This is a genomic window from Nocardia sp. NPDC050406, assembly GCF_044459025.1.
In the GTDB taxonomy this organism is placed as follows: Bacteria; Actinomycetota; Actinomycetes; order Mycobacteriales; family Mycobacteriaceae; genus Nocardia.
In genome coordinates this window covers 707,049-726,589 of the sequence record NZ_JBITIM010000003.1, presented here as the reverse complement: position 1 = coordinate 726,589, position 19,541 = coordinate 707,049, and the positions used below count along the sequence as shown (strand labels likewise).

Below are 19,541 nucleotides of genomic sequence, written 5' to 3'. Positions count from 1 at the left end.
CTGGACCGCGCAGGATGAAGTCATGGCAGTTCCCGCGCAGCGCGAGACCGAGGCTCGGATTCTGGTCGTCGACGACGAGCCGATGATCGTCGAGCTCTTGGCGGTAAGTCTGCGGTTCCAGGGTTTCGAGGTCGCGACGGCGGGCAGCGGCGCCGAGGGTCTCGACCGGGCGAAGGGCTTTCGGCCCGACGCGCTGATCGTGGACGTGATGATGCCGGGGATGGACGGGTTCGGGCTGTTGCGGCGATTGCGCGCGGACGGCATCGACGCACCGGTGCTGTTCCTCACCGCCCGAGACGATGTCGAGGACAAGATCACCGGATTGACGCTGGGCGCGGACGACTACGTGACCAAGCCGTTCAGTCTGGAGGAGGTGGTGGCTCGGCTGCGGGTGATCCTGCGGCGCGCGGGACACGGTGTGGCCGAACGGAAGTCGCCGCGACTGCGGTTCGCCGATATCGAACTCGACGACGACACCCACGAGGTCTGGAAGGCAGGGGAGCCGGTTGCCTTGTCGCCCACCGAATTCACGTTGCTGCGGTACTTCGTGGTGAACGCGGGCACCGTGCTCAGCAAGCCGCGCATTCTGGATCACGTGTGGCGCTACGACTTCGGGGGTGAGGTCGGGGTGGTGGAGACCTATGTGTCCTATCTGCGGAAGAAGGTCGATACCGGACCGGACCGGCTGATCCACACCTTGCGCGGCGTCGGCTACGTGCTGCGGGAATCGCGCGGCGGGTCGGGCGCGCGATGACCGCCGCGCCGAAAGGCGTTGTGGTGCGGCGGATCGGCGCGAGCCGCCGCTGGCTCTCGGATCGGCTCGCCGCGGTGCCGCTGCGCACCACGCTCGTGGCGGCGCTGGTCTGTCTGGCGGGGCTGGGGCTGTTGGCCTCGGGGATCGCGGTGACCTCCGCCATGCGCGGCGCGCTCATCGACCGCGTCGACAAACAGCTCGACGAGGCCATCCACACCTGGGCGCGGCCGGGTGCGCCGCGGCCGCCGCAGGCACCGCTAACCGGCATGGATGGGCCGCCGCAGCTGTTCTATGTGAGAGTCGTGGACCCGCAAGGCAATACGGTGCTGCACCTGAACGCGGGCACCTCGGTGCCGGATATCCCGGCGGATCTCGGACGCGATCCCGTCACCGTCGGATCGGAGGGGGACGAGGCGGTGAAATGGCGTGCGGTGCGCCTGCAGAACCCCGCGGGGACCAGCACCGTCGCGGTGCCGCTGGAACAGACGAAAGCCATTCTCGACCGCCTGCTCCTGCTGCAGGGCGCGGTCGGCGCGGTCGTGCTGGCCGCGCTCGCGCTGGTGGCGCGCTGGGTGATTCGGCGCAGTCTGCGGCCGTTGCGGCAGGTGGAGGAGACCGCCGCCGCCATCGCCGGAGGTGACCTGCATCGGCGAGTTCCCGTGCGCGGCACCGAAACCGAGGTGGATCACCTGTCCCGATCGCTCAACGGCATGCTCGCCCAGATTCAGTCCGCCTTCGCCGCCACCGAGGCCTCGGAGGAGGCGGCGCGGCATTCGGAGGCCAAGATGCGCCGCTTCGTGGCCGACGCCAGCCACGAACTGCGTACGCCGCTCACCACCATCAAGGGCTTCGCCGAGCTGTATCGGCAAGGGGCCATTACAGATTCGGACATGCTGATGGATCGCATCGAACACGAATCCACGCGCATGGGCTTGCTGGTCGAGGATCTGCTCATGCTGGCGCGCCTGGATGCCCAACGGCCGCTGCAGCACACCTCGGTGGACCTGTTGGCGCTGGCCAGCGACGCCGTGCACAGTGCGCGCGCCGTCGCCGCCGCGCAGCGGCCGGACGGGCCGCTACGGCGCATCGAATTGGAAATCGGTTCCGGCGAGGGGACTTTGGAGGTGAACGGCGATGCGGCGCGGCTGCGCCAGGTGCTGGGCAATCTGGTGAACAATGCGCTCGTGCACACCCCGCCCACCGCCGAGGTGACCGTGCGACTCGTCCCGGCCGCCGACCAGGTGTCGCTGCAAATCGTCGATACCGGCCCCGGCCTGGAACCCGATCAGGCCGAGCGGGTGTTCGAACGGTTCTACCGCGCCGACGCCTCCCGCAGCCGCGAGAGCGGCGGCAGCGGATTGGGCCTGTCCATCGTGCAGGCTCTCGTGCACGCACACGGCGGCGCTGTCTCGGTGGACAGCGCGCCGGGTGCGGGCACTACTTTCACGGTGCGGTTACCGCGCTGAGCGGCGGTTACTCCGGGACGTTCTTGCCGTAGCCGAGGTCGCGCAGCGCCTGCTTGATCTTGGCCTGGGCCTCGTCCAGGGACTCCTTGCTCGGCTCCGGATCCGCGTCGGTGATATCGAAATCACCCAACTCGAAGGCCGGGAACACATGCAGGTGCAGGTGCGGCACCTCGAGACCGGCGATGAGCAGGCCCGCGCGCGGCGCGCTCCAGGCCGCCCGCACGGCCTGCCCGATCTTCTGGGCCACGGCGGTCAGCCGCGCGAAGGTATCCGGATCGAGGTCCTGCCACTGGTCGATCTCCTGGCGCGGCACCACCAACGTATGCCCCTGCGTCACCGGGGCAATGGTCAGGAATGCGACGAATTCGTCGTCCTCCCACACGAACCGGCCCGGCAGCTGACCGGAGATGATTGCGGAGAAAACAGAAGCCATGCTCCGGAGATTACGCGTGCTCGGTGCGTGCGCGCCGCTCTGCTCCCACGTCTTCGTCGCTCACACCGCGACGAAATGCGACAGGATCGACTGCACCTCGTAGATGTCGACCTGCCGGTTGAAGCGCTTCTGCACCGGCTCGGCGCTGCCCGCGATCCAGATGCACAGTTCCGCATCCAGATCGAAGGTGCCCGCCGTCTCCACCGAGAAGTGCGTGATGGCCCGGTACGGCACGCTGTGATAGCTCACCTTCCGGCCCGTCACGCCCTGCTTGTCGACAATGATCAATCGTCTGTTCGTGAACAGCAACGCGTCTCGTACCAGCAGGTACGCCGCGTACACCTGTTCCCCTTGCCCGAACAGCTTCCCGTACTCCTGCTGCGCCGAGTTCGGATCGATCCGTCCGGCATTGCCCATGATTCCGTCGATCAAGCCCATTGGCCTGCACATCCTTCGCGCGATCGCGGTGGTGGCTGTCTCCTCAATCATCCCTGCCGGAGGCCCGGACCGCAGTAAACCGACGTCACCTAAGCTGTTGCCCGTGCGCGTACTCGTCATCGGTTCCGGAGCCCGTGAGCATGCCCTCGTCCTCGCCCTGCGGCGAGATCCCGCGGTGACCGCGCTGTACGCGGCCCCGGGCAATGCGGGCATCGCCCAGCACGCCGAGGTTCGGCCCGTGGATCCCTGCTCCGGCGAGGAGGTCGTGGCGTTGGCGCGCGAGCTCGAGGCGGATCTGGTGGTGATCGGACCCGAGGTGCCGCTGGTGCTCGGCGTCGCCGACGCCGTGCGCGCCGCCGGAATCGCGGCGTTCGGGCCGTCTGCGGAGGCCGCCAAGATCGAGGGCTCCAAGGCTTTCGCCAAGGACGTCATGAACGCCGCGGGCGTCGAGACCGCGCACAGCGAGGTGGTGGACAGCCCGGGCGAACTCGATGCCGCGCTGGACCGCTTCGGGCCGACCTGGGTGGTCAAGGACGACGGGCTCGCCGCGGGCAAGGGCGTCGTGGTGACCCCCGATCGGTCGGCCGCGCGCGAGCACGCCGCCGAATGTCTGGAGATGGGGCATCCGGTGCTGCTGGAGTCCTTCCTCGACGGCCCCGAGGTGTCGTTGTTCTGCCTGGTCGACGGCGAGACCGTGGTGCCGCTGCTGCCCGCGCAGGACCACAAGCGCGTCGGCGACGGCGACACCGGACCGAACACCGGCGGTATGGGCGCGTACACGCCGCTGCCGTGGCTCTCCGACGAGACCGCCGCCGCCATTGTCGACGATGTGGTGAAACCCGTTGCGGCGGAGATGGTTCGCCGGGGCACCCCGTTCTCCGGGCTGCTCTACGCCGGTCTGGCCATCGGGTCCAACGGTCCGGCCGTGGTCGAATTCAACTGCCGCTTCGGCGATCCCGAGACCCAGGCCGTGCTGGCCATGCTCGACAGCCCGCTCGGTGAACTGCTCCACGCCACGGCCACCGGCGCCCTGAGTCAGGTCGCGCCGCCGCGCTGGAAGGACGGCGCGGCCGTCACCGTGGTGCTCGCCGCCGAGAATTACCCCGGCCGCCCGCGCACCGGCGACCTCATCACCGGGGCCGAATCCTCGGGCACCGGAACCGAATCCGAGGTGCTGCACGCCGGTACGGCGCAGCGGGCCGACGGCGCGCTGGTCTCGGCCGGTGGGCGCGTGCTCTCCATCGTGGGCTACGGAGCCGACCTCGCCGAGGCGCGCGAGAACGCCTACGCCCGCCTGGCGGGCATCAAGCTGCCGGGCAGCCACTTCCGCACCGATATCGCCTTGGCGGCGACGGAGAACCGGATCACCGTCCCGGCAGCGGTCTGATCCTCGGCGAATACGTTGCGGCCCCGCACCTTTGGAAGGTGCGGGGCTTTCTCGTTCAGCCCAGCGAGAGTCCGTGCAGGGCCAGCCAGCGCTGCGGATCCACGTGCTGGCCGTCGATGACGACCTCGAAGTGCAGATGCGGGCCCGTGGAGTCGCCGCGGTTGCCGATGCGGGCGATCTGCAATCCGGCGGGTACGCGTTCACCCACCGAGACGAAGAAGTCGTACATGTGGCCGTAGATGGAGATCGAACCGTCGTCGTGGCGGATGCGGACCCACAGGCCGAAGCCCTGGGCCGGGCCCGCGTCGATGACCGTGCCCGCCGCCACCGCGTAGATGGGCGAACCCAGCGGGGCCGCGATATCGATTCCGGCGTGGAAGGTGCCCCAGCGCTGACCGAAACCGGAGGTGAACGCGCCGATGGCGGGCAGGACGTAGCCGCCCGCGCCGGGCAGCACGAAGCCCGGCGGCAGCGCCCCACCGGAGTCAGCGCCGGAATTCAGCCAGGGGGAGTTCTCCCCGGCGACCGCGGCGGCGGCCTCCGCCTTGGCGCGCTCCAGGGTGGAGCGCGCGGCGGCGGCCACCACGGCCGCCTCACGCAGTTTCTCACCGCTGTTGATGGCGTCCAGATAGCGCTTGGCCGTCGCCGCCGGAGCCTGCACCTGCAACGGGTAGGCCACCGGAACGCGCTGTGCCACACCGGGTTCCACCGCCGCGTCGGTCGGAATGCGGGCCAGGGTGCTGTCCGCCCCGGCGAAGACCACCACCGCCATCAGCCCGGCCAGCAGCACCCGATGCTGCCGCGCCCACGCCTTGGTGACCGGCGCCTGCCGCCGCACCTCGTCGCGCACCTTCGGCCCGACCTCACGCAATTGCTCCCGTGACTTCGGCAGCGCCTGCCACACCCGCGTCGCGTCGTCCCGCACCCGCACGCCCGCGGGCCGAAGCGTCCGCGCGACCCCACTCCAGGATTCGCGGAGGGATTCTCGCCACGAGACGGTGGCCGCGGGCTTACCGAGCTGCGTCCGAACGCCGGGTGTAAAGGTGGTGGGCACCGACTTCCGATTGCCGCCCCTGCGTGGTCGCGCGGCACGGGCCTCCGACTCGTTGCTGCTCTCGAGCCGTGCGTCGCTGACGCTGTCGCCGCTGTCGTCCTCGGGTAGTGCGTCGCGGATGTTGTCGACGCCGTCGCTGCTGCCTCCGAGTCGTGCGGTGCGGGCCTTCTTGCCGCCACCGTCCGTGGGCCGTGCGTCGCGGGCTCGCGGCTCGCCGCCCTCCGACTGTGCGGCTGACTGTGCGGCGCGGGCTCCCGACTCGCGTGTCGCCTGTTTCCGGCCCGCGCGTTTCCCCGCGCGCCCCGGGGCGGCGGTTTTCCGTGCTGACGTCGGGTCGGGCTGGTATTCCGTGGTTTCGTCCTCGTCGGTGTCGGTTGGTCCCCCCGGCGCGTGGTGGCCCTCAGGCATTCCGGCGGGTGTTTCCGGACGGGCGGCGGAGCGGGTGCTCTACCGTCTGTCGAGTGCGTATCGAATCTCGCCGGTCGGCCATTCCACCTTTTTACGTGATGGATGTCTGGAAAGCAGCAGCGGAGCGCGCCCGAACCCACGGGGATGTGCTGGTATTGGCGGCCGGGCAGCCCTCGACTCCGGCGCCCGCGCCGGTCCTGCGGGCGACCAAGGCGGCCATGGACGCGGAATTGCTCGGCTACACCGAGACATTCGGGATTCTGCCGCTGCGCGAGGCGATCGCGGGGCATCACCGCGACACCTACGGGGTGTCGGTGACCGCCGAGGACGTGGTCGTGACGACCGGATCGTCGGGGGCGTTCACGCTGATCTTCCTGGCGGCCTTCGACGCTGGGGACACCGTGGTGGTGGCGCGGCCGGGGTATCCCGCCTACCGCAACACGCTCGCGGCGCTGGGCTGCGAGGTCGTCGAGCTGGACTGCGGTCCGGAGACTCGGTTCCAGCCGACGGTGGCCATGTTGGAGGCGCTGCCGCAGGCCCCGGCCGGGCTCATCGTGGCGAGTCCGGCCAATCCGACCGGCACCATGATCGACCCGGCGGAGCTGGCCGCGCTGGCCCGCTGGTGCGACGACCACGGCACGCTGCTGATCTCCGACGAGATCTACCACGGCATCGTCTACGCGGGCACCGAACCGACCTCCTCGGCCTGGGAGACCTCGCACAATGCCATCGTCATCGGCTCGGTGTCGAAGTACTTCTCCATGACCGGATGGCGGCTGGGCTGGATGCTGGTGCCCGAGCACCTGCGCCCGGCCTTGCAGCGGCTCGCGTCGAATATGACAGTGTGCCCGCCCGCCATCTCCCAGTACGCCGCCGTGCACGCCTTCGGCCCCGAGGCCAAAACCGAACTGGACGGACATGTTCAGAGGTATGCGGCCAACCGCCAGCTACTGCTGCGCGGACTGCCGAAATTGGGGATCACCGATTTGGCTCCGGCCGACGGCGCGTTCTACGCCTATGCCGATATCGCGCATCTGACCGACGATTCCATGGCGTGGTGCACCGACGTCCTGAACCACACCGGCGTCGCCCTCGCCCCGGGCATCGACTTCGACACCCGCAATGGACTGCACACCGTGCGATTCTCCTTCGCGGGCGCGACCGCCGATATCGAAGAGGCATTGACGAGATTGGAAAAGTATCTCGAATGAGGCCGCCGCCGCGATGCCCTCCGTTTGCCGGAGCGGTTCCGGTCGGTTCGTCGCACCGGAGCCCAGCGGCGATGTCCCGCAAAGACTTTCCCGTCTCGCCCCCTGGTCTCGACCGATGGGGTACAACAGCTGTAATGCGTATTTCGCACGGCTCGTCGACAGCCCGTTCACACTGGAACAGACACAGATCGCACCCATTTGGCACAGATGAACCGATGATGACTGGCACGATTACGTGGTGATCACCGCGACGACCCCGAAAGGCGAACGGCGTCGCCAAGCGCTGGTTGCAGCTGCCGCCGAGTTGCTACTCGAAGGCGGATTCGATGCGGTCCGGCACCGCTCGGTGGCCACGCGCGCGGAACTTCCGCTGGCGTCGACGACCTACTACTTCGAATCCCTCGAGGATTTGATCGCGCGCGCGGTCGAATTCTCCGGCAACGCCGAACTCGACAGCATGCGCCGCCGCGTGGGCGAGGTGACCCATCGCCGTCGCGGCGCGGAGGCCACCGTGGACCTCATTCTGGACCTGCTCGTCTGCCCCGACGGCCAGGATCACGACGAGGATTCCCGCGGCCAGTTGATCGCCCGCTACGAACGCTCGGTCGCCTCCGCGCGGCATCCGGAGCTACGCGAGGTGCAGCTTCGACTACGCGCGCAACTCGACGAGCTGCTCGCCGATGTGCTGCGCCGCTCCGACCGGGTGGTGCGGGCCGAACAGGTGCGCAGACTGGTGGCGGTGGTCGACGGCGCCGTGGTGACCGCGCTGGGCGAACGCGATCCGCAACCCCGCCGCATGGCGCGCGGGGCGCTGCTCGAGCTCATCGATATCGTCGCTCCGCCCGCCTGAACCCACCCGCGCCGCGGCGGTGCTCGGCCGGGGTGCGGAGGCCATCGGCGAGCTAACTAGACTCGGCAGACGTGAGTCTTGTGCCGAACGTCCTCGCCACCCGCTACGCCAGCCCCGAGTTGGTGCACCTGTGGTCGCCCGAGAACAAGATCGTGCTCGAGCGGCGGCTCTGGTTGGAGGTGCTGCGCGCGCAGTCCGAACTCGGCGTGGATGTTCCGGCCGGGGTGATCGAGGATTACGAGCGCGTCGTCGACCAGGTGAACCTGGCCTCCATCGCCGAGCGCGAGCGCGTCACCCGCCACGATGTGAAGGCCCGTATCGAGGAGTTCAACGCCCTCGCCGGGCACGAGCACGTGCACAAGGGCATGACCTCGCGCGATCTCACCGAGAATGTGGAGCAGCTGCAGATCCGGCAGTCGCTCGAGCACGTGTACGCGCACGGCGTGGCCGTCGCGGCGCGGCTGGCCGAGCGGGCGGCGCAGTACCAGACCCTCGTCATGGCGGGGCGCTCGCACAATGTGGCCGCGCAGGCCACCACGCTGGGCAAGCGGTTCGCCTCGGCGGCCGACGAACTGCTCATCGCGCTCACCCGGCTGCGCGAGCTCATCGACCGCTATCCGCTGCGCGGCATCAAGGGCCCGATGGGGACCGCGCAGGACATGCTGGATCTGCTCGGCGGGGATGCCGGGAAGCTGGCGCAGCTGGAGCAGAAGGTCGCCCGCCACCTCGGTTTCGCGAACGTCTTCACCAGTGTCGGCCAGATCTACCCGCGCTCGCTGGATCACGACGTGCTCTCCGCGCTGGTCCAGATCGGCGCTGGCCCTTCGTCTTTCGCGCACACCATTCGCTTGATGGCCGGGCACGAACTGGTCACCGAGGGTTTCCAGCCCGGGCAGGTGGGGTCCTCGGCCATGCCGCACAAGATGAACACCCGCTCGTGTGAGCGCGTCAACGGCTTGCAGGTGGTGCTGCGCGGTTACGGGTCCATGGCGGCGGAAATGGCTGGCGCGCAATGGAACGAGGGCGATGTCTTCTGCTCGGTCATTCGCCGCGTGGCGCTGCCCGACGCCTTCTTCGCCATCGACGGCATGATGGAGACCTTCCTGACCGTGCTCGCCGAATTCGGCGCGTACCCCGCCGTCGTCGACCGCGAGCTCAACCGCTACCTGCCCTTCCTCGCGACCACCCGCATCCTCATGGCGGCGGTGCGCGCGGGCGTCGGCCGCGAGACCGCCCACGAGGTCATCAAGGAGCACGCCGTCGCCGTCGCCCTGGCCATGCGCGAACAGGGCCGCGAACCCGACCTGCTCGACCGCCTCGCCGCCGACGACCGCATGCCCCTCGACCGCGCCGCCCTCGATACCGCCCTGGCCGACCGCTCCGCCTTCATCGGCGCGGCCGAAGCCCAGACCGCCGAGGTCATCGCCCAGGTCCAGAAACTGGTCGACGCCAACCCCGAAGCCGCCCGCTACACCCCCTCCCCGATCCTCTGAACTCGGACGACCCTCGTACTCTCGTCCCCCGGCTCCGCGGAGCCGGGGGACGAATTGGTTTGGGGGAGTGGGGCCGCCATTCTCTCGCGGCGGTCTTAGGCTCGGCGCATGAATCCGTACACGATTTTCTCCGATATCGTCGCCGGGCGGGCGCCTTCCTCGAAGGTCTACGAGGACGATGATGTGTTGGCGTTCATGGATATTCGGCCGTTCACGCCAGGGCATCTGTTGGTGATTCCGAAGGTTCCGGCGACGAGTTTGGCGGAGTTGGATCCGGAGGTCGGGGGGAAGCTTTTTCAGGTGGGGCAGCGGCTGGCGGCGGCATTGCGGGAGTCGGAGGTGGGGTGCGACGGGGTGAATTTCTTTCTCGCGGACGGGGTGACGGCGGGGCAGGAGGTTTTTCATGTGCACCTGCACGTGATTCCGCGGACGCCGGGGGACGGATTCGGGCTGCGGGGGCGGCCGACCTCGCCGCCGCGCGCGGATCTGGATTATCTCGCGGGATCGATTCGGGGCGCGTTCGACAGGGCGTCCGGTAATAGCTGAACGGCATTACCATATGCGTACCAGGCGGTTTGCCAGCGACACGCCGTATGGCCGTTTCCATCCTTCAAGGTCACTCCGTCGGATACTTTGATGAACGAGTGTGGCGGGCTGATTGAGGTGGGGACATGTATCGAAGAAGTGTTGCGGCGGCGATCCTTTCGATCGCTGTAGGTTTGCTGACTCCGGTCCTCGCGACCGATGCGACCGCGAACGCGGCGACCGTACTCCGAATCGACGACCTCAGCGCCACCCGCGCGGCCGTCTTCATCGACTCGCCCGCCATGGGCCGCACCATCCAGGTCCAGGTGCTACACCCCGCCGACGGCGGCGCCCGCCCCACCTACTACCTGCTCGACGGCCTCGACCCCGGCGCGGGCCAGAGCACCTGGACCAACGCCACCGACGCCGAACCCTTCTTCCGCGACAAGAACGTCAATGTCGTGCTGCCCATGGGCGGCCAGGCCAGTTACTACACCGACTGGATCAACGACGACCCCAAATTCGGCCGCTACAAGTGGGAAACCTTCCTGACCAGGGAACTCCCACCGATTATCGACGGCCACTTCGCCGGAAACGGCGTGAACGCCATCGGTGGCCTGTCCATGGGCGGCAATGCCGCCTTCACCCTGGCCGTCCGCCGCCCGGACCTCTATCAGGCCGTCGCCGGATACAGCGCCTGCCCGGACACCACCATCGCCCAGGGCGCGACGATGTTCTCCATCGCCAACCGGGGCGGCAACCCCCTCAATATGTGGGGCGCGCCCACCGATCCCGAGTGGGCGGCGCACAATCCGGCGCTGCTCGCGGAGCGGTTGCGCGGCAAGACCATCTACCTCTCCACCGGCAGCGGCCTGCCCGGCCCGCACGAGCTGGAGATCAAACCGCAGCTGCCCGAGAACCTCTTCTTCGGCGGTCCCATCGAATCCGGCGTCAATGCCTGTGTCGTCAGTTTCGAGGGACGGCTGCGCCAGTTGGGCATCCCCGCGCGCATCGACCACAGCCCGGTGGGCACGCACTCCTGGTCGTACTGGCAGGACACGCTGCACACCTCGTGGCCGACCATCGCGGGCGGCATCGGGGCCTGACTCGCGGCCCGGCCCCGTAGCGAATCATCTTCCAGGGCGGTTGAATTCGCCGTCCTTGGCCCCGGCGACGAAGGCCTCCCATTCGCCGGGGGTGAAGATCAGCACCGGCCCGTCCGGATTCCTGGAATCGCGCAGCCCGATATTCCCGCTGGTCAGAAATGCGATTTCGACGCCATCGGAGTTCTCGTCACTGCGCCGCCAGACGGCATCGGGATCGATTTCGCGGTTCTTGGCTTCCACTGCGGACTCCTGTGCGCCATGCGTGCTCCGACGGTGATTTGGATCGCACTCATAGTGCCAGTGTTTGCGGATCCGCAGGAACGGATATTCCAGACTGTGTCAGCAGGAAGGAGGTCCGGTGCGCACGCCATGGTCCCCTCAGCGAGCAGCCCCCATCTCCGATAGTTGTGAGGTAGTGCCCGGTCGCTTCACCGTCGAATTGGCCCACAGCATTCTCCGTATCCACCGAAGTTGTCCGACCGACTCCTGCGCGCGGCGCAAGGCGGCGGTCTTCTACCTGTACGAACAGAACCGCCATCTGGCGGGCAATGGACGGCGTCGGCTGCGCTGATCGCGTTCGTCGAACGGCGCGCCCGCGCGGCGCGCCGCCCTTCCTGGTCGGGTGCGCGCCCTCCACACACCACCGCGCACTACGGTGGTTCGCATGGCTTTGGACAGTGGTAGCGCGGCGACCCCCGATTCCGGTGTGACGGTGACCGCGCCGATCGCGAAGAAGGTACCGGCCGAGCGCGTGCATCACGCCGACGTGTTCGTCGACGAGTACGAGTGGCTGCGGGAGAAGGAAAGCCCGGAGGTCATCGCGTACCTGGAGGCGGAGAACGCCTATACCGAGGCGCAAACCGAGCATCTGGGCCCGCTGCGGGAGAAGATCTTCGACGAGATCAAGTCCCGTACCCAGGAGACCGATCTGTCGGTGCCCACCCGCATGGGCGACTGGTGGTACTACTCGCGCAGCTTCGAGGGCAAGCAGTACGGCGTGCACTGCCGCTGCCCGATCGGCGACAAGGACGACTGGACCCCGCCTCAGCTCGAGCTCGACGCCGAGGTCCCCGGCGAGCAGGTGCTGCTGGACAGCAACGAGTTGGCCGAGGGCCACGACTTCTTCGCCTTGGGCGCGTTCTCGCTGAGCCATGCGGGCGATCTGCTGGCCTTCTCCGTCGACACCAACGGCGACGAGCGCTACGTCCTGAAGTTCAAGAACCTGGAGACCGGTGAGCTGCTCGCCGACGAGATTCCGGAGACCGCGCCGGGCGCGACCTGGTCCCTCGACGGCACCCACGTCTTCTATCAGACCGTCGACGAGTCCTGGCGGCCCGACACCGTCTGGCGGCACCGGCTCGGCACCGACCGCGAGGCTGATGTGCGGGTCTTCCACGAGTCCGACGAGCGCTACTGGGTGAGCATCGGCGCGACCCGCTCGGAGAAGTACCTGGTGATCTGGGTCGGCTCCAAGATCACCAGCGAGGGCTGGATCCTGGAGTCCGACAATCCCGAGGGCGAGTTCCGGGTGCTCATCCCGCGCCGCGAGGGCGTGGAGTACTCGGCCGAACACGCCGTCATCGGCGGCGAGGACCGGCTGCTGATTCTGCACAACGATGTGATCGACGGCGTCAAGGCGGAGAACTTCGTGCTCGCCGAGGCCCCGGTGGACGATCCGACCCGGCAGACCATCCTCATCGGCCACCGCGAGGATGTGCGCCTCGAGGACATCGACGCCTTCTCCGACAAGCTGGTGCTCTCCTACCGCCGCGAGGCGCTGCCGCGAGTCGCGGTGTGGCCGTTGACCTCCGAGGGCTACGGCGATCTCCAGGAGATCCAGTTCGGCCTGGAGCTCTTCGCCGCCGGTATCGGCTCCAACCCGGAGTGGGAGCAGCCGACCCTGCGCATGGGCGTCACCTCGTTCATCACCCCCATGCGGGTGTTCGACTACGTGCCCGCGACCGGCGAGATGCTGCTGCGCAAGGAGCAGCCGGTACTGGGCGGCTTCAATGCCGACGAGTACGAGCAGCACCGGGATTGGGCGGTGGCCGCCGACGGCACCCGGATTCCGATCTCCATCGTCAAGCGCCGCGATCTCGGCGACGGCCCGAAGCCGTTGCTGCTCTACGGATACGGCTCCTACGAGGCCAGTATCGACCCCGGCTTCTCGGTGGCGCGGCTGTCGCTGCTGGACCGCGGCATGGTCTTCGCGGTGGCGCACGTGCGCGGCGGCGGTGAGATGGGTCGCCTCTGGTACGAGCACGGCAAGACCCTCACCAAGAAGAACACCTTCACCGACTTCGTGTCCTGCGCGCGGCATCTCGTCGATACCGGCGTCACCGCCGCCGATCGCATGATCGCCGACGGCGGCAGCGCGGGCGGCCTGCTGGTCGGCGCGGTGGCCAATCTCGCGCCGGAGCTGTTCGCGGGCGTGCTCGCCAACGTGCCGTTCGTGGACCCGCTGACCTCCATCCTCGACCCGTCCTTGCCGCTCACCGTCATCGAATGGGACGAGTGGGGAAACCCCTTGGCGGACAAGGAAGTCTACGAGTACATGAAGTCGTACTCGCCCTACGAGAACGTCGCGCCGGTGAACTACCCGGCCATTCTGGCCATCACCAGCCTCAACGACACCCGCGTGCTCTACGTGGAACCGGCCAAGTGGGTGGCCAAGCTGCGCGCCACCAAGACCGGTGACTCGCAGCTGCTGCTCAAGACCGAGATGAGCGCCGGGCACGGCGGCGTCTCCGGCCGCTACGAGAAGTGGAAGGAAGTCGCCTTCGAGTTCGCCTGGGTGCTCGGCACCGTCGGACTGGCCGACGACTGACCGGAAACCGGTGCGCCCACACCGGGTTTCGGCCGCGCGACGGCGGCCCTCGCGGAATGGGTGAACCCGCCCGCATCCTCCTTGGTGAGCGGTGTGGACCTCGGGTTCATCCGCAGGGCCGCGATCGCGCGCTCGATATCGGCCAGCAGCAGATCGATCATGTCGACGGTGAATCCGTGTCGCAGCACCGCGCGCATGATGGTCTCGTTCTCGCGGTCGGCGGGCAGCGGATAGGCGGCGATGAGCCAGCCCCGGGTGCGCAGGCGATCGGACAGGTCGTAGAGGTTGAACCCCGCGTCGGCGTCGGTCAGCCGCCACGACACGGCCGTGATGCCGCGCTCCGGATCACCGTCGTGGATCATCTCGAAGGGACCCATGGCCCGCAGGCCCGCCGCCAAATGCCGTGCGACGTGGTAGATCTGCTCCTGTACCCGGGTGTAGCCGGTGCGGCCCAGTCGAATGAAGTCGTAGTACTGGGTGATGGCCTGCCCGCCGGGCCGGGAGAAGTTCAGATTGAAGGTGGCCATACTGCCGCCGAGGTAGTCGACATCGAAGACGAGTTCCTCGGGTAGATCGCTGGCCTCCCGCCAGATGGCCCAGCCCGCGCCGAGCGGGGCGAGCCCGGTCTTGTGGCCGGAGGCGTTGATGGACTTCACCCTCGGCAATCGGAAGTCCCACACCAGGTCCGGCGCGCAGAACGGGGCGAGAAAGCCACCGCTGGCGGCATCGACGTGGATCGGGATGTCGAGGCCGGTCTCGGTCTGAACACCGTCGAGCGCCTCGCTGATCGCCCGCACGTCCTCGAAGAGCCCGGTGAAGGTCTGCCCGAAGGTGGGGACCACCATCATGGTGTTCTCGTCCACGTGGGCGGCGAGGTCGTCGGGGTGCATGGTGAGCCGGTCCCCGCGCAGCGGGACCTGGCGGATCTCGACGTCGAAGTAGCGCGCGAACTTCTCCCAGCAGACCTGCACCGGCCCGCAGACGAAATTCGGAATCCCGGTGCCGCCCCGCTTGCGCCAGCGGAATTTGGCGGCCAGACCGCCCAACATGGCGGCCTCGCTGGAGCCGGTCGTGGAGGTGCCCAGGGTGGCCGTCGGGTCGGGGCTGTGCCACAGGTCGGCGACCATGCGCACGCACCGCTCCTCGATCGCGGCGGTCTGCGGGTATTCGTCCTTGTCGACGATGTTCTTGTCCAGCGACTCGTTCATGAGGCGGCGCGCCTGGTCGTCCACCCAGGTGGTGCAGAAGGTGGCCAGGTTCATGCGGGAGACGCCGTCGAGCAGGAGTTCGTCGTGCACGAGCTCGTAGGCGACCTGGGGGTACATCTCGTGGGCCGGGAACCTGTCCTTGGGCGCGGTCCGGCGGATACCGGGCATCGCGAAGAGGTCGTCGGGCTTGTTTGTCTCAGCCATTGTGCCTCCGAATTGGCAACCACATGTTGCCAGCAATCGAGGACCAGTTTCGAGGATCGTGAAACTGGTTGAATCACACGCCGTTTCGTAATCTCAGGACGATTGCTGGCCGATTACTATTCGTCCATGGACTATCAGCATGGCATAGCGAGAGTGAAGTCCGCCGCACATCGGCCCGTGGTCTCGCGATGACCACGACGAGCAGGGCCGCGACGGCCACCAATTACATATCGTGGATCACGCTGGCGCTCATGACGACGAGTTCGGTGGCGAGCCTGCGGGCCGCGCCCACCATGGCCGTCTACGGTCTGGCCTGCGTCTTCCTGTATCTGCTGCCCGCCGTGCTGTTCCTGTTGCCCACCGCCTTCGTGGCCGCGGAGCTGGCCTCCGGATGGGCCGGTGGCGTGTACAAGTGGGTCGGCGAGGGGATTTCGCGGCCCGCCGGATTCCTGGCGGTGTGGTGCCAGTTCGCCATGACCATCTTCTACTACCCGAGTCTGCTCGCCTATGTGGCGAGCACCTTCGCCTACATCATCGACCCGTCGCTGGCGGCCAATGGCGTGTACGTGGCCATCGTCATCATCACCATCTACTGGGCGGCGGTGTTCATCTCCTCGCAGGGCACCAAAACCGTTGCGGGACTGTCGAGTATGGGGCTGGTCATCGGGACCCTGGTGCCGGGCGTGCTGCTGGTGGTCCTCGGCCTGGTCTTCCTGGCGCAGGGCAACTCCTCGGCCGCGCCCATGGACGCCGAACACCTGCTCCCGGCCTGGACCGGTCTGGCCTCGCTGGTGCTCATCGTCAACAACTTCCTGTCCTACGCGGGCATGGAGATGAACGCGGTGCACGTGTCCTCGCTGAAGAACCCCGGCAAGGAGTACCCGAAGGCCATGGCCCTGGCGGTGGTGCTGGTGCTGGCCATCTTCATCGTTCCGGCGGTGGTGATCAGCTGGGTGGTGCCGTCCAAGAACCTGAGCCTCACCGCCGGTGTGATGCAGGCGTTCGACGGCTTCTTCAACCACTTCGACATCGGCTTCCTGACCCCGATCCTGGGCGTCATGCTGGTGGCGGCGGCGCTGGGCGGCATGCTCACCTGGCTGGCCGGTCCGTCCAAGGGGCTGTTGCTCATCGGGCGCACCGAGGGCTACCTGCCGCCCGTGCTCACGCGGCTGAACAAGCATGGGGTGCAACAGAACATGCTGGTCGCGCAGGGTGTGGTGACGACGCTGCTGGCCCTGCTCTACGCCTTCATTCCGGACGTCTCCAGCGCGTACTGGATTCTGTCGGTGATCACCACGCAGGTGTACCTGATCATGTACGTGCTCATGTTCGTGGCGGCGGTGCGCCTGCGCCGCGACCAACCCGATCATCCGCGCGGCTATCGAGCGCCGATGTTGGTGGCGCTGTGTGGTATCGGCATCGCCTCCTCCATCGCGGCCTTCCTCATCGGCTTCGTACCGCCCTCCCAGTACGGCAGTGGCAACGCCTTCGGCTACGTGCTGCTCATCGCGGCGGGCGCGGGCATTGTCGGCCTGGTGATCCCGTACCTGTTCTTCCGATTCCGCAAGGAGAGCTGGAAGACCGAGGTTCCACAGGAGGCGATGGCATGACCGTCGAACTGCCCGAGATCGAACACGCGTCCGCGCGGATGCGGCGCATCGTCTACCTGTCCGTCGCGGCGGTGCTGGTGGCGGTCGCGGTGGCCGGGGTGATCGTGTTCAACCAGGTCCGCGACGATCAGGAGGCGACGCACAAGGCCGAGCAGTTGCGCTCGCGCCTGGTGGCCGCCGGACTGGCGGCGCCCGATGCCGGGGTGATCGCCGATTCGCTGGGCACCGACGGCGGCCTGGTCTGCCAGGACCCGTCGTCGCCGCTCATCAAGGCCAGGTATCAGGCGGCCATCAGCAATGGCGCGTCCGGTCCGGGCAATCGGCCCGTGATCGCCGACAGCGCGATTCTGGAGGCCACCGCGCTGGCCATCGAAACCTACTGCCCGGACGAACTCCCGGCCTATCTCGAGCAGACCCGAACGCTGCGGACCGGCGATACGGTGAAGTCCGAAGGCACCCCGTGACCCAGGAGGAGCAGATGACCGAAACCATTGGGGTGAAGGATGATTCCCGCACCGCCGCCCTGCGCGCCGCGGTGCGCGAGCTCATGCCGCGCGCGAAAGCCGATCTCACCGAACTGGTTTCGTACAAATCGGTGGCCGACCCCCGGCAGTTCCCGCCCGAGGAGTGCCGCAGGACCGCGCAGTGGGTCGCTGACGCCTTCGTCGCCGAGGGGCTCACCGATGCCGGACTGCACGAGACGCCCGACGGCAGCGATGTGGTCGTCGCGCGCTACCCCGCGCCCTCCGGCAAGCCGACCGTCATGCTGTACTGCCACTACGACGTGCAGCCGCCACTCGACGACGCGGCCTGGCATACGCCGGTCTGGCAGCTGACCGAGAAGGACGGTCGCTGGTACGGGCGCGGTGCGGCGGACTGCAAGGGCAATATCGTCATGCACCTCACGGCGCTGCGGGCGCTGCGGAAAGTGCTGGGGGACAAGGCGTTCCCGGTCGGGCTCACACTGGTCTCCGAAGGTTCCGAGGAGCAGGGCACCGGCGGCCTGGAGCAATTCGTGCCGCGGAATGTCGAATTGCTGCGCACCGACACCATTCTCATGTGCGATACCGGCAATTTCGCCGTCGGCGTGCCCACCTTCACCGAAACCCTGCGCGGCAATGTGAATGTGGTCGTCACCATCGAAACCCTCAGCAGCCCCATGCATTCCGGCATGTTCGGCGGCGCGGCCCCGGACGCCCTGGCCGCGCTCATCCAGCTGCTGGCAACGCTGCGCGATGCCGAGGGCAACACCACCATCGACGGGCTCGCCAACGACCAGGTCTGGGACGGCGTGCAGTATCCGGCCGAACAGTTCCGCGCCGACGCCAATGTGCTGTCGGGTGTTGACCTCACCGGCAGCGGCACCGTCGCCGATATGCTCTGGGCGCGACCGGCGGTCACCGTGCTCGGTATCGACGCGCCCAAGGTGATCGGATCGTCGGCGGCCATTCAGCCCAAGGCGGCGGCACGGTTGAATCTGCGCATCCCGCCGGGCACCGACCCGCAGGAAGCGCTGAAACTGCTGACGGCGCATCTGGAAACGCGTACGCCGTGGCGGGCCCAGGTGACGGTCGAGACGGAAGCAGTTGGCGCACCGTTCAAATCGGCCGCTGGTGGTCCCGCCCGCACCGCCATGGAGGCGGCGCTGCAAATCTCCTACGGTCGCGCCACCACCACCGAGGGGCAGGGCGGCGCGATCCCGCTGTGCAATGTCTTCGCCGACACCTACCCGGACGCGGAGATCATGCTGCTCGGCGTGGAGGAGCCGAAATGCCTGATCCACGCCCCCAACGAGAGCGTGGATCCGACGGAGATCGAACATATGGCGCTCGGTCTCGCGCTGTTCCTGGCGTCCTTCGCGGACTGAGCGCCGCCGCGGCGGGACCGCGCCGATCTAGAACTCGGCGTGGTCCTCCGGCTCGAGCACGCGGAATTCCGTTCCGGCGGGCCCCATTTCATTGAATCGGCCGAAGTAGATGCCCTGCGCCGCCTCCGCGATGATTCCGTAGTGGATCGGGAAGGCGGTGCGGGGATTCACCGCGCGCAGGTAGTCCACCGCTTCGCTGAGCTTCATCCACGGCGCGACCGCGGGCAGCGCCAGCACACCGACCGGTGTGGACGGCACCCAGAGCGAATCGCCCGGATGTACGAGTTCGGCGGGATCGTCCGGGGTACCGAGTTGGAAGACGGTGTTGTCGATGACCGGGATATCGGGATGAATGACGGCATGCCGACCGCCGCCACCGGTGATCTGCACATTTCCGACTTTCAATACATTTCCGGCGTGAACGGCCTCCCACTGCTCCTCCCGCTGCTGCGCGGTCTGCGGATCCGACAGCAGTCGCGCCCGCGGATTCGCCTCGATGAGCGCGCCGATGCGATTCGGGTCGATGTGGTCGGGATGCTGATGCGTCACCGCGATGGCATCGAGTCCGGTAATGCCTTCGAATCCGTGCGAGAAGGTGCCCGGATCGAAAAGGACCTTCGTGCCGTGCAGTTCCACGAGAATGCAGGAGTGTCCGAAATGGGCTATGCGCATATGGCCAACGGTAGTCCCGGACCTCGGG

Annotated in this window: 18 protein-coding genes; 12 read left to right on the top strand and 6 right to left on the bottom strand. The window is 67.8% G+C overall.

The genetic code is table 11. The annotated features are described in order from the left end of the window. Positions 1–22: 22 nt before the first annotated feature. Positions 23–754 carry a response regulator transcription factor gene (locus ACIBH2_RS26715; RefSeq protein ID WP_397122225.1) on the top strand — a complete coding sequence of 244 codons (732 nt, stop codon included), beginning with the start codon at positions 23–25 and terminating at the stop codon, positions 752–754. Continuing rightward, on the top strand, positions 751–2,220 hold the full coding sequence (locus ACIBH2_RS26710; RefSeq protein WP_397122223.1) for a sensor histidine kinase: 1,470 nt from the start codon (positions 751–753) through the stop codon (positions 2,218–2,220). Before ACIBH2_RS26715 ends, ACIBH2_RS26710 begins: the two co-directional genes overlap by 4 nt. 7 nt (positions 2,221–2,227) lie before the next feature. Here the strand turns inward: ACIBH2_RS26710 and ACIBH2_RS26705 are convergent, their stop codons facing one another. Continuing rightward, on the bottom strand, positions 2,228–2,653 hold the full coding sequence (locus ACIBH2_RS26705; RefSeq protein ID WP_397122221.1) for an HIT family protein: 426 nt from the start codon (positions 2,651–2,653) through the stop codon (positions 2,228–2,230). 60 nt (positions 2,654–2,713) lie between these two features. Next, the gene (locus ACIBH2_RS26700; RefSeq protein ID WP_397122219.1) at positions 2,714–3,091 is read right to left on the bottom strand and encodes a PH domain-containing protein; all 378 of its coding nucleotides are present in this window, start codon (positions 3,089–3,091) and stop codon (positions 2,714–2,716) included. Between the two features lie 103 nt (positions 3,092–3,194). On the opposite strand from ACIBH2_RS26700, the gene purD reads away from it, so the two are divergent. Continuing rightward, on the top strand, positions 3,195–4,478 hold the full coding sequence (gene purD / locus ACIBH2_RS26695) for a phosphoribosylamine--glycine ligase (RefSeq protein ID WP_397122217.1): 1,284 nt from the start codon (positions 3,195–3,197) through the stop codon (positions 4,476–4,478). Positions 4,479–4,533: 55 nt separating this feature from the next. Here purD and ACIBH2_RS26690 read toward each other — a convergent pair whose 3' ends face one another. Next, positions 4,534–5,940: a M23 family metallopeptidase gene (locus ACIBH2_RS26690; RefSeq protein ID WP_397122215.1), complete on the bottom strand. Its 1,407-nt coding sequence runs from the start codon at positions 5,938–5,940 to the stop codon at positions 4,534–4,536. A gap of 53 nt (positions 5,941–5,993) precedes the next feature. Here ACIBH2_RS26690 and ACIBH2_RS26685 point away from each other — a divergent pair, with 53 nt between their 5' ends. From ACIBH2_RS26685 to ACIBH2_RS26665, 5 genes are all read left to right on the top strand, one after another. Continuing rightward, a complete protein-coding gene (locus tag ACIBH2_RS26685; protein ID WP_397122213.1) occupies positions 5,994–7,151 on the top strand; it encodes a pyridoxal phosphate-dependent aminotransferase in 1,158 nt (385 codons plus the stop codon). A gap of 238 nt (positions 7,152–7,389) precedes the next feature. After that, complete coding sequence (locus ACIBH2_RS26680; protein ID WP_397122211.1) at positions 7,390–8,001, top strand: TetR/AcrR family transcriptional regulator; 612 nt, start codon at positions 7,390–7,392, stop codon at positions 7,999–8,001. Positions 8,002–8,072: 71 nt separating this feature from the next. Continuing rightward, positions 8,073–9,494, top strand: a complete 1,422-nt coding sequence (purB, locus tag ACIBH2_RS26675; RefSeq protein ID WP_397122209.1) for an adenylosuccinate lyase — start codon at positions 8,073–8,075, stop codon at positions 9,492–9,494. Between the two features lie 108 nt (positions 9,495–9,602). Further along, positions 9,603–10,040, top strand: coding sequence for an HIT family protein (locus tag ACIBH2_RS26670; protein WP_397122207.1), 438 nt, complete (start codon positions 9,603–9,605; stop codon positions 10,038–10,040). A gap of 125 nt (positions 10,041–10,165) precedes the next feature. Continuing rightward, positions 10,166–11,125, top strand: coding sequence for an alpha/beta hydrolase (locus tag ACIBH2_RS26665; protein ID WP_397122205.1), 960 nt, complete (start codon positions 10,166–10,168; stop codon positions 11,123–11,125). 24 nt (positions 11,126–11,149) lie between these two features. Here ACIBH2_RS26665 and ACIBH2_RS26660 read toward each other — a convergent pair whose 3' ends face one another. Next, the gene (locus ACIBH2_RS26660; RefSeq protein ID WP_397122203.1) at positions 11,150–11,365 is read right to left on the bottom strand and encodes a DUF397 domain-containing protein; all 216 of its coding nucleotides are present in this window, start codon (positions 11,363–11,365) and stop codon (positions 11,150–11,152) included. A 424-nt stretch (positions 11,366–11,789) separates the two neighbouring features. On the opposite strand from ACIBH2_RS26660, the gene ACIBH2_RS26655 reads away from it, so the two are divergent. Further along, the gene (locus tag ACIBH2_RS26655) at positions 11,790–13,952 is read left to right on the top strand and encodes a S9 family peptidase (protein WP_397122201.1); all 2,163 of its coding nucleotides are present in this window, start codon (positions 11,790–11,792) and stop codon (positions 13,950–13,952) included. On the opposite strand, the gene ACIBH2_RS26650 is transcribed toward ACIBH2_RS26655, so the two are convergent. Beyond that, positions 13,880–15,364, bottom strand: a complete 1,485-nt coding sequence (locus ACIBH2_RS26650) for a glutamate decarboxylase (RefSeq protein ID WP_397122199.1) — start codon at positions 15,362–15,364, stop codon at positions 13,880–13,882. The two genes, ACIBH2_RS26655 and ACIBH2_RS26650, sit on opposite strands and share 73 nt — an antisense overlap. Positions 15,365–15,552: 188 nt before the next feature. Between ACIBH2_RS26650 and ACIBH2_RS26645 the strand changes: the two genes are divergently transcribed. Genes ACIBH2_RS26645 through ACIBH2_RS26635 form a run of 3 tightly spaced genes read left to right on the top strand, consistent with a single transcriptional unit; the run spans position 15,553 to position 18,841 of the window. Further along, positions 15,553–16,974 carry an APC family permease gene (locus ACIBH2_RS26645; protein WP_397122197.1) on the top strand — a complete coding sequence of 474 codons (1,422 nt, stop codon included), beginning with the start codon at positions 15,553–15,555 and terminating at the stop codon, positions 16,972–16,974. Further along, positions 16,971–17,438, top strand: a complete 468-nt coding sequence (locus tag ACIBH2_RS26640; RefSeq protein WP_397122195.1) for a hypothetical protein — start codon at positions 16,971–16,973, stop codon at positions 17,436–17,438. The genes ACIBH2_RS26645 and ACIBH2_RS26640 overlap by 4 nt, the downstream gene beginning before the upstream one ends. Before the next feature lie 14 nt (positions 17,439–17,452). Then, positions 17,453–18,841, top strand: a complete 1,389-nt coding sequence (locus ACIBH2_RS26635; protein WP_397122193.1) for a dipeptidase — start codon at positions 17,453–17,455, stop codon at positions 18,839–18,841. 27 nt (positions 18,842–18,868) lie between these two features. Here ACIBH2_RS26635 and ACIBH2_RS26630 read toward each other — a convergent pair whose 3' ends face one another. Beyond that, positions 18,869–19,513, bottom strand: a complete 645-nt coding sequence (locus ACIBH2_RS26630) for an MBL fold metallo-hydrolase (RefSeq protein ID WP_397122191.1) — start codon at positions 19,511–19,513, stop codon at positions 18,869–18,871. Between the last annotated feature and the right edge of the window lie 28 nt (positions 19,514–19,541).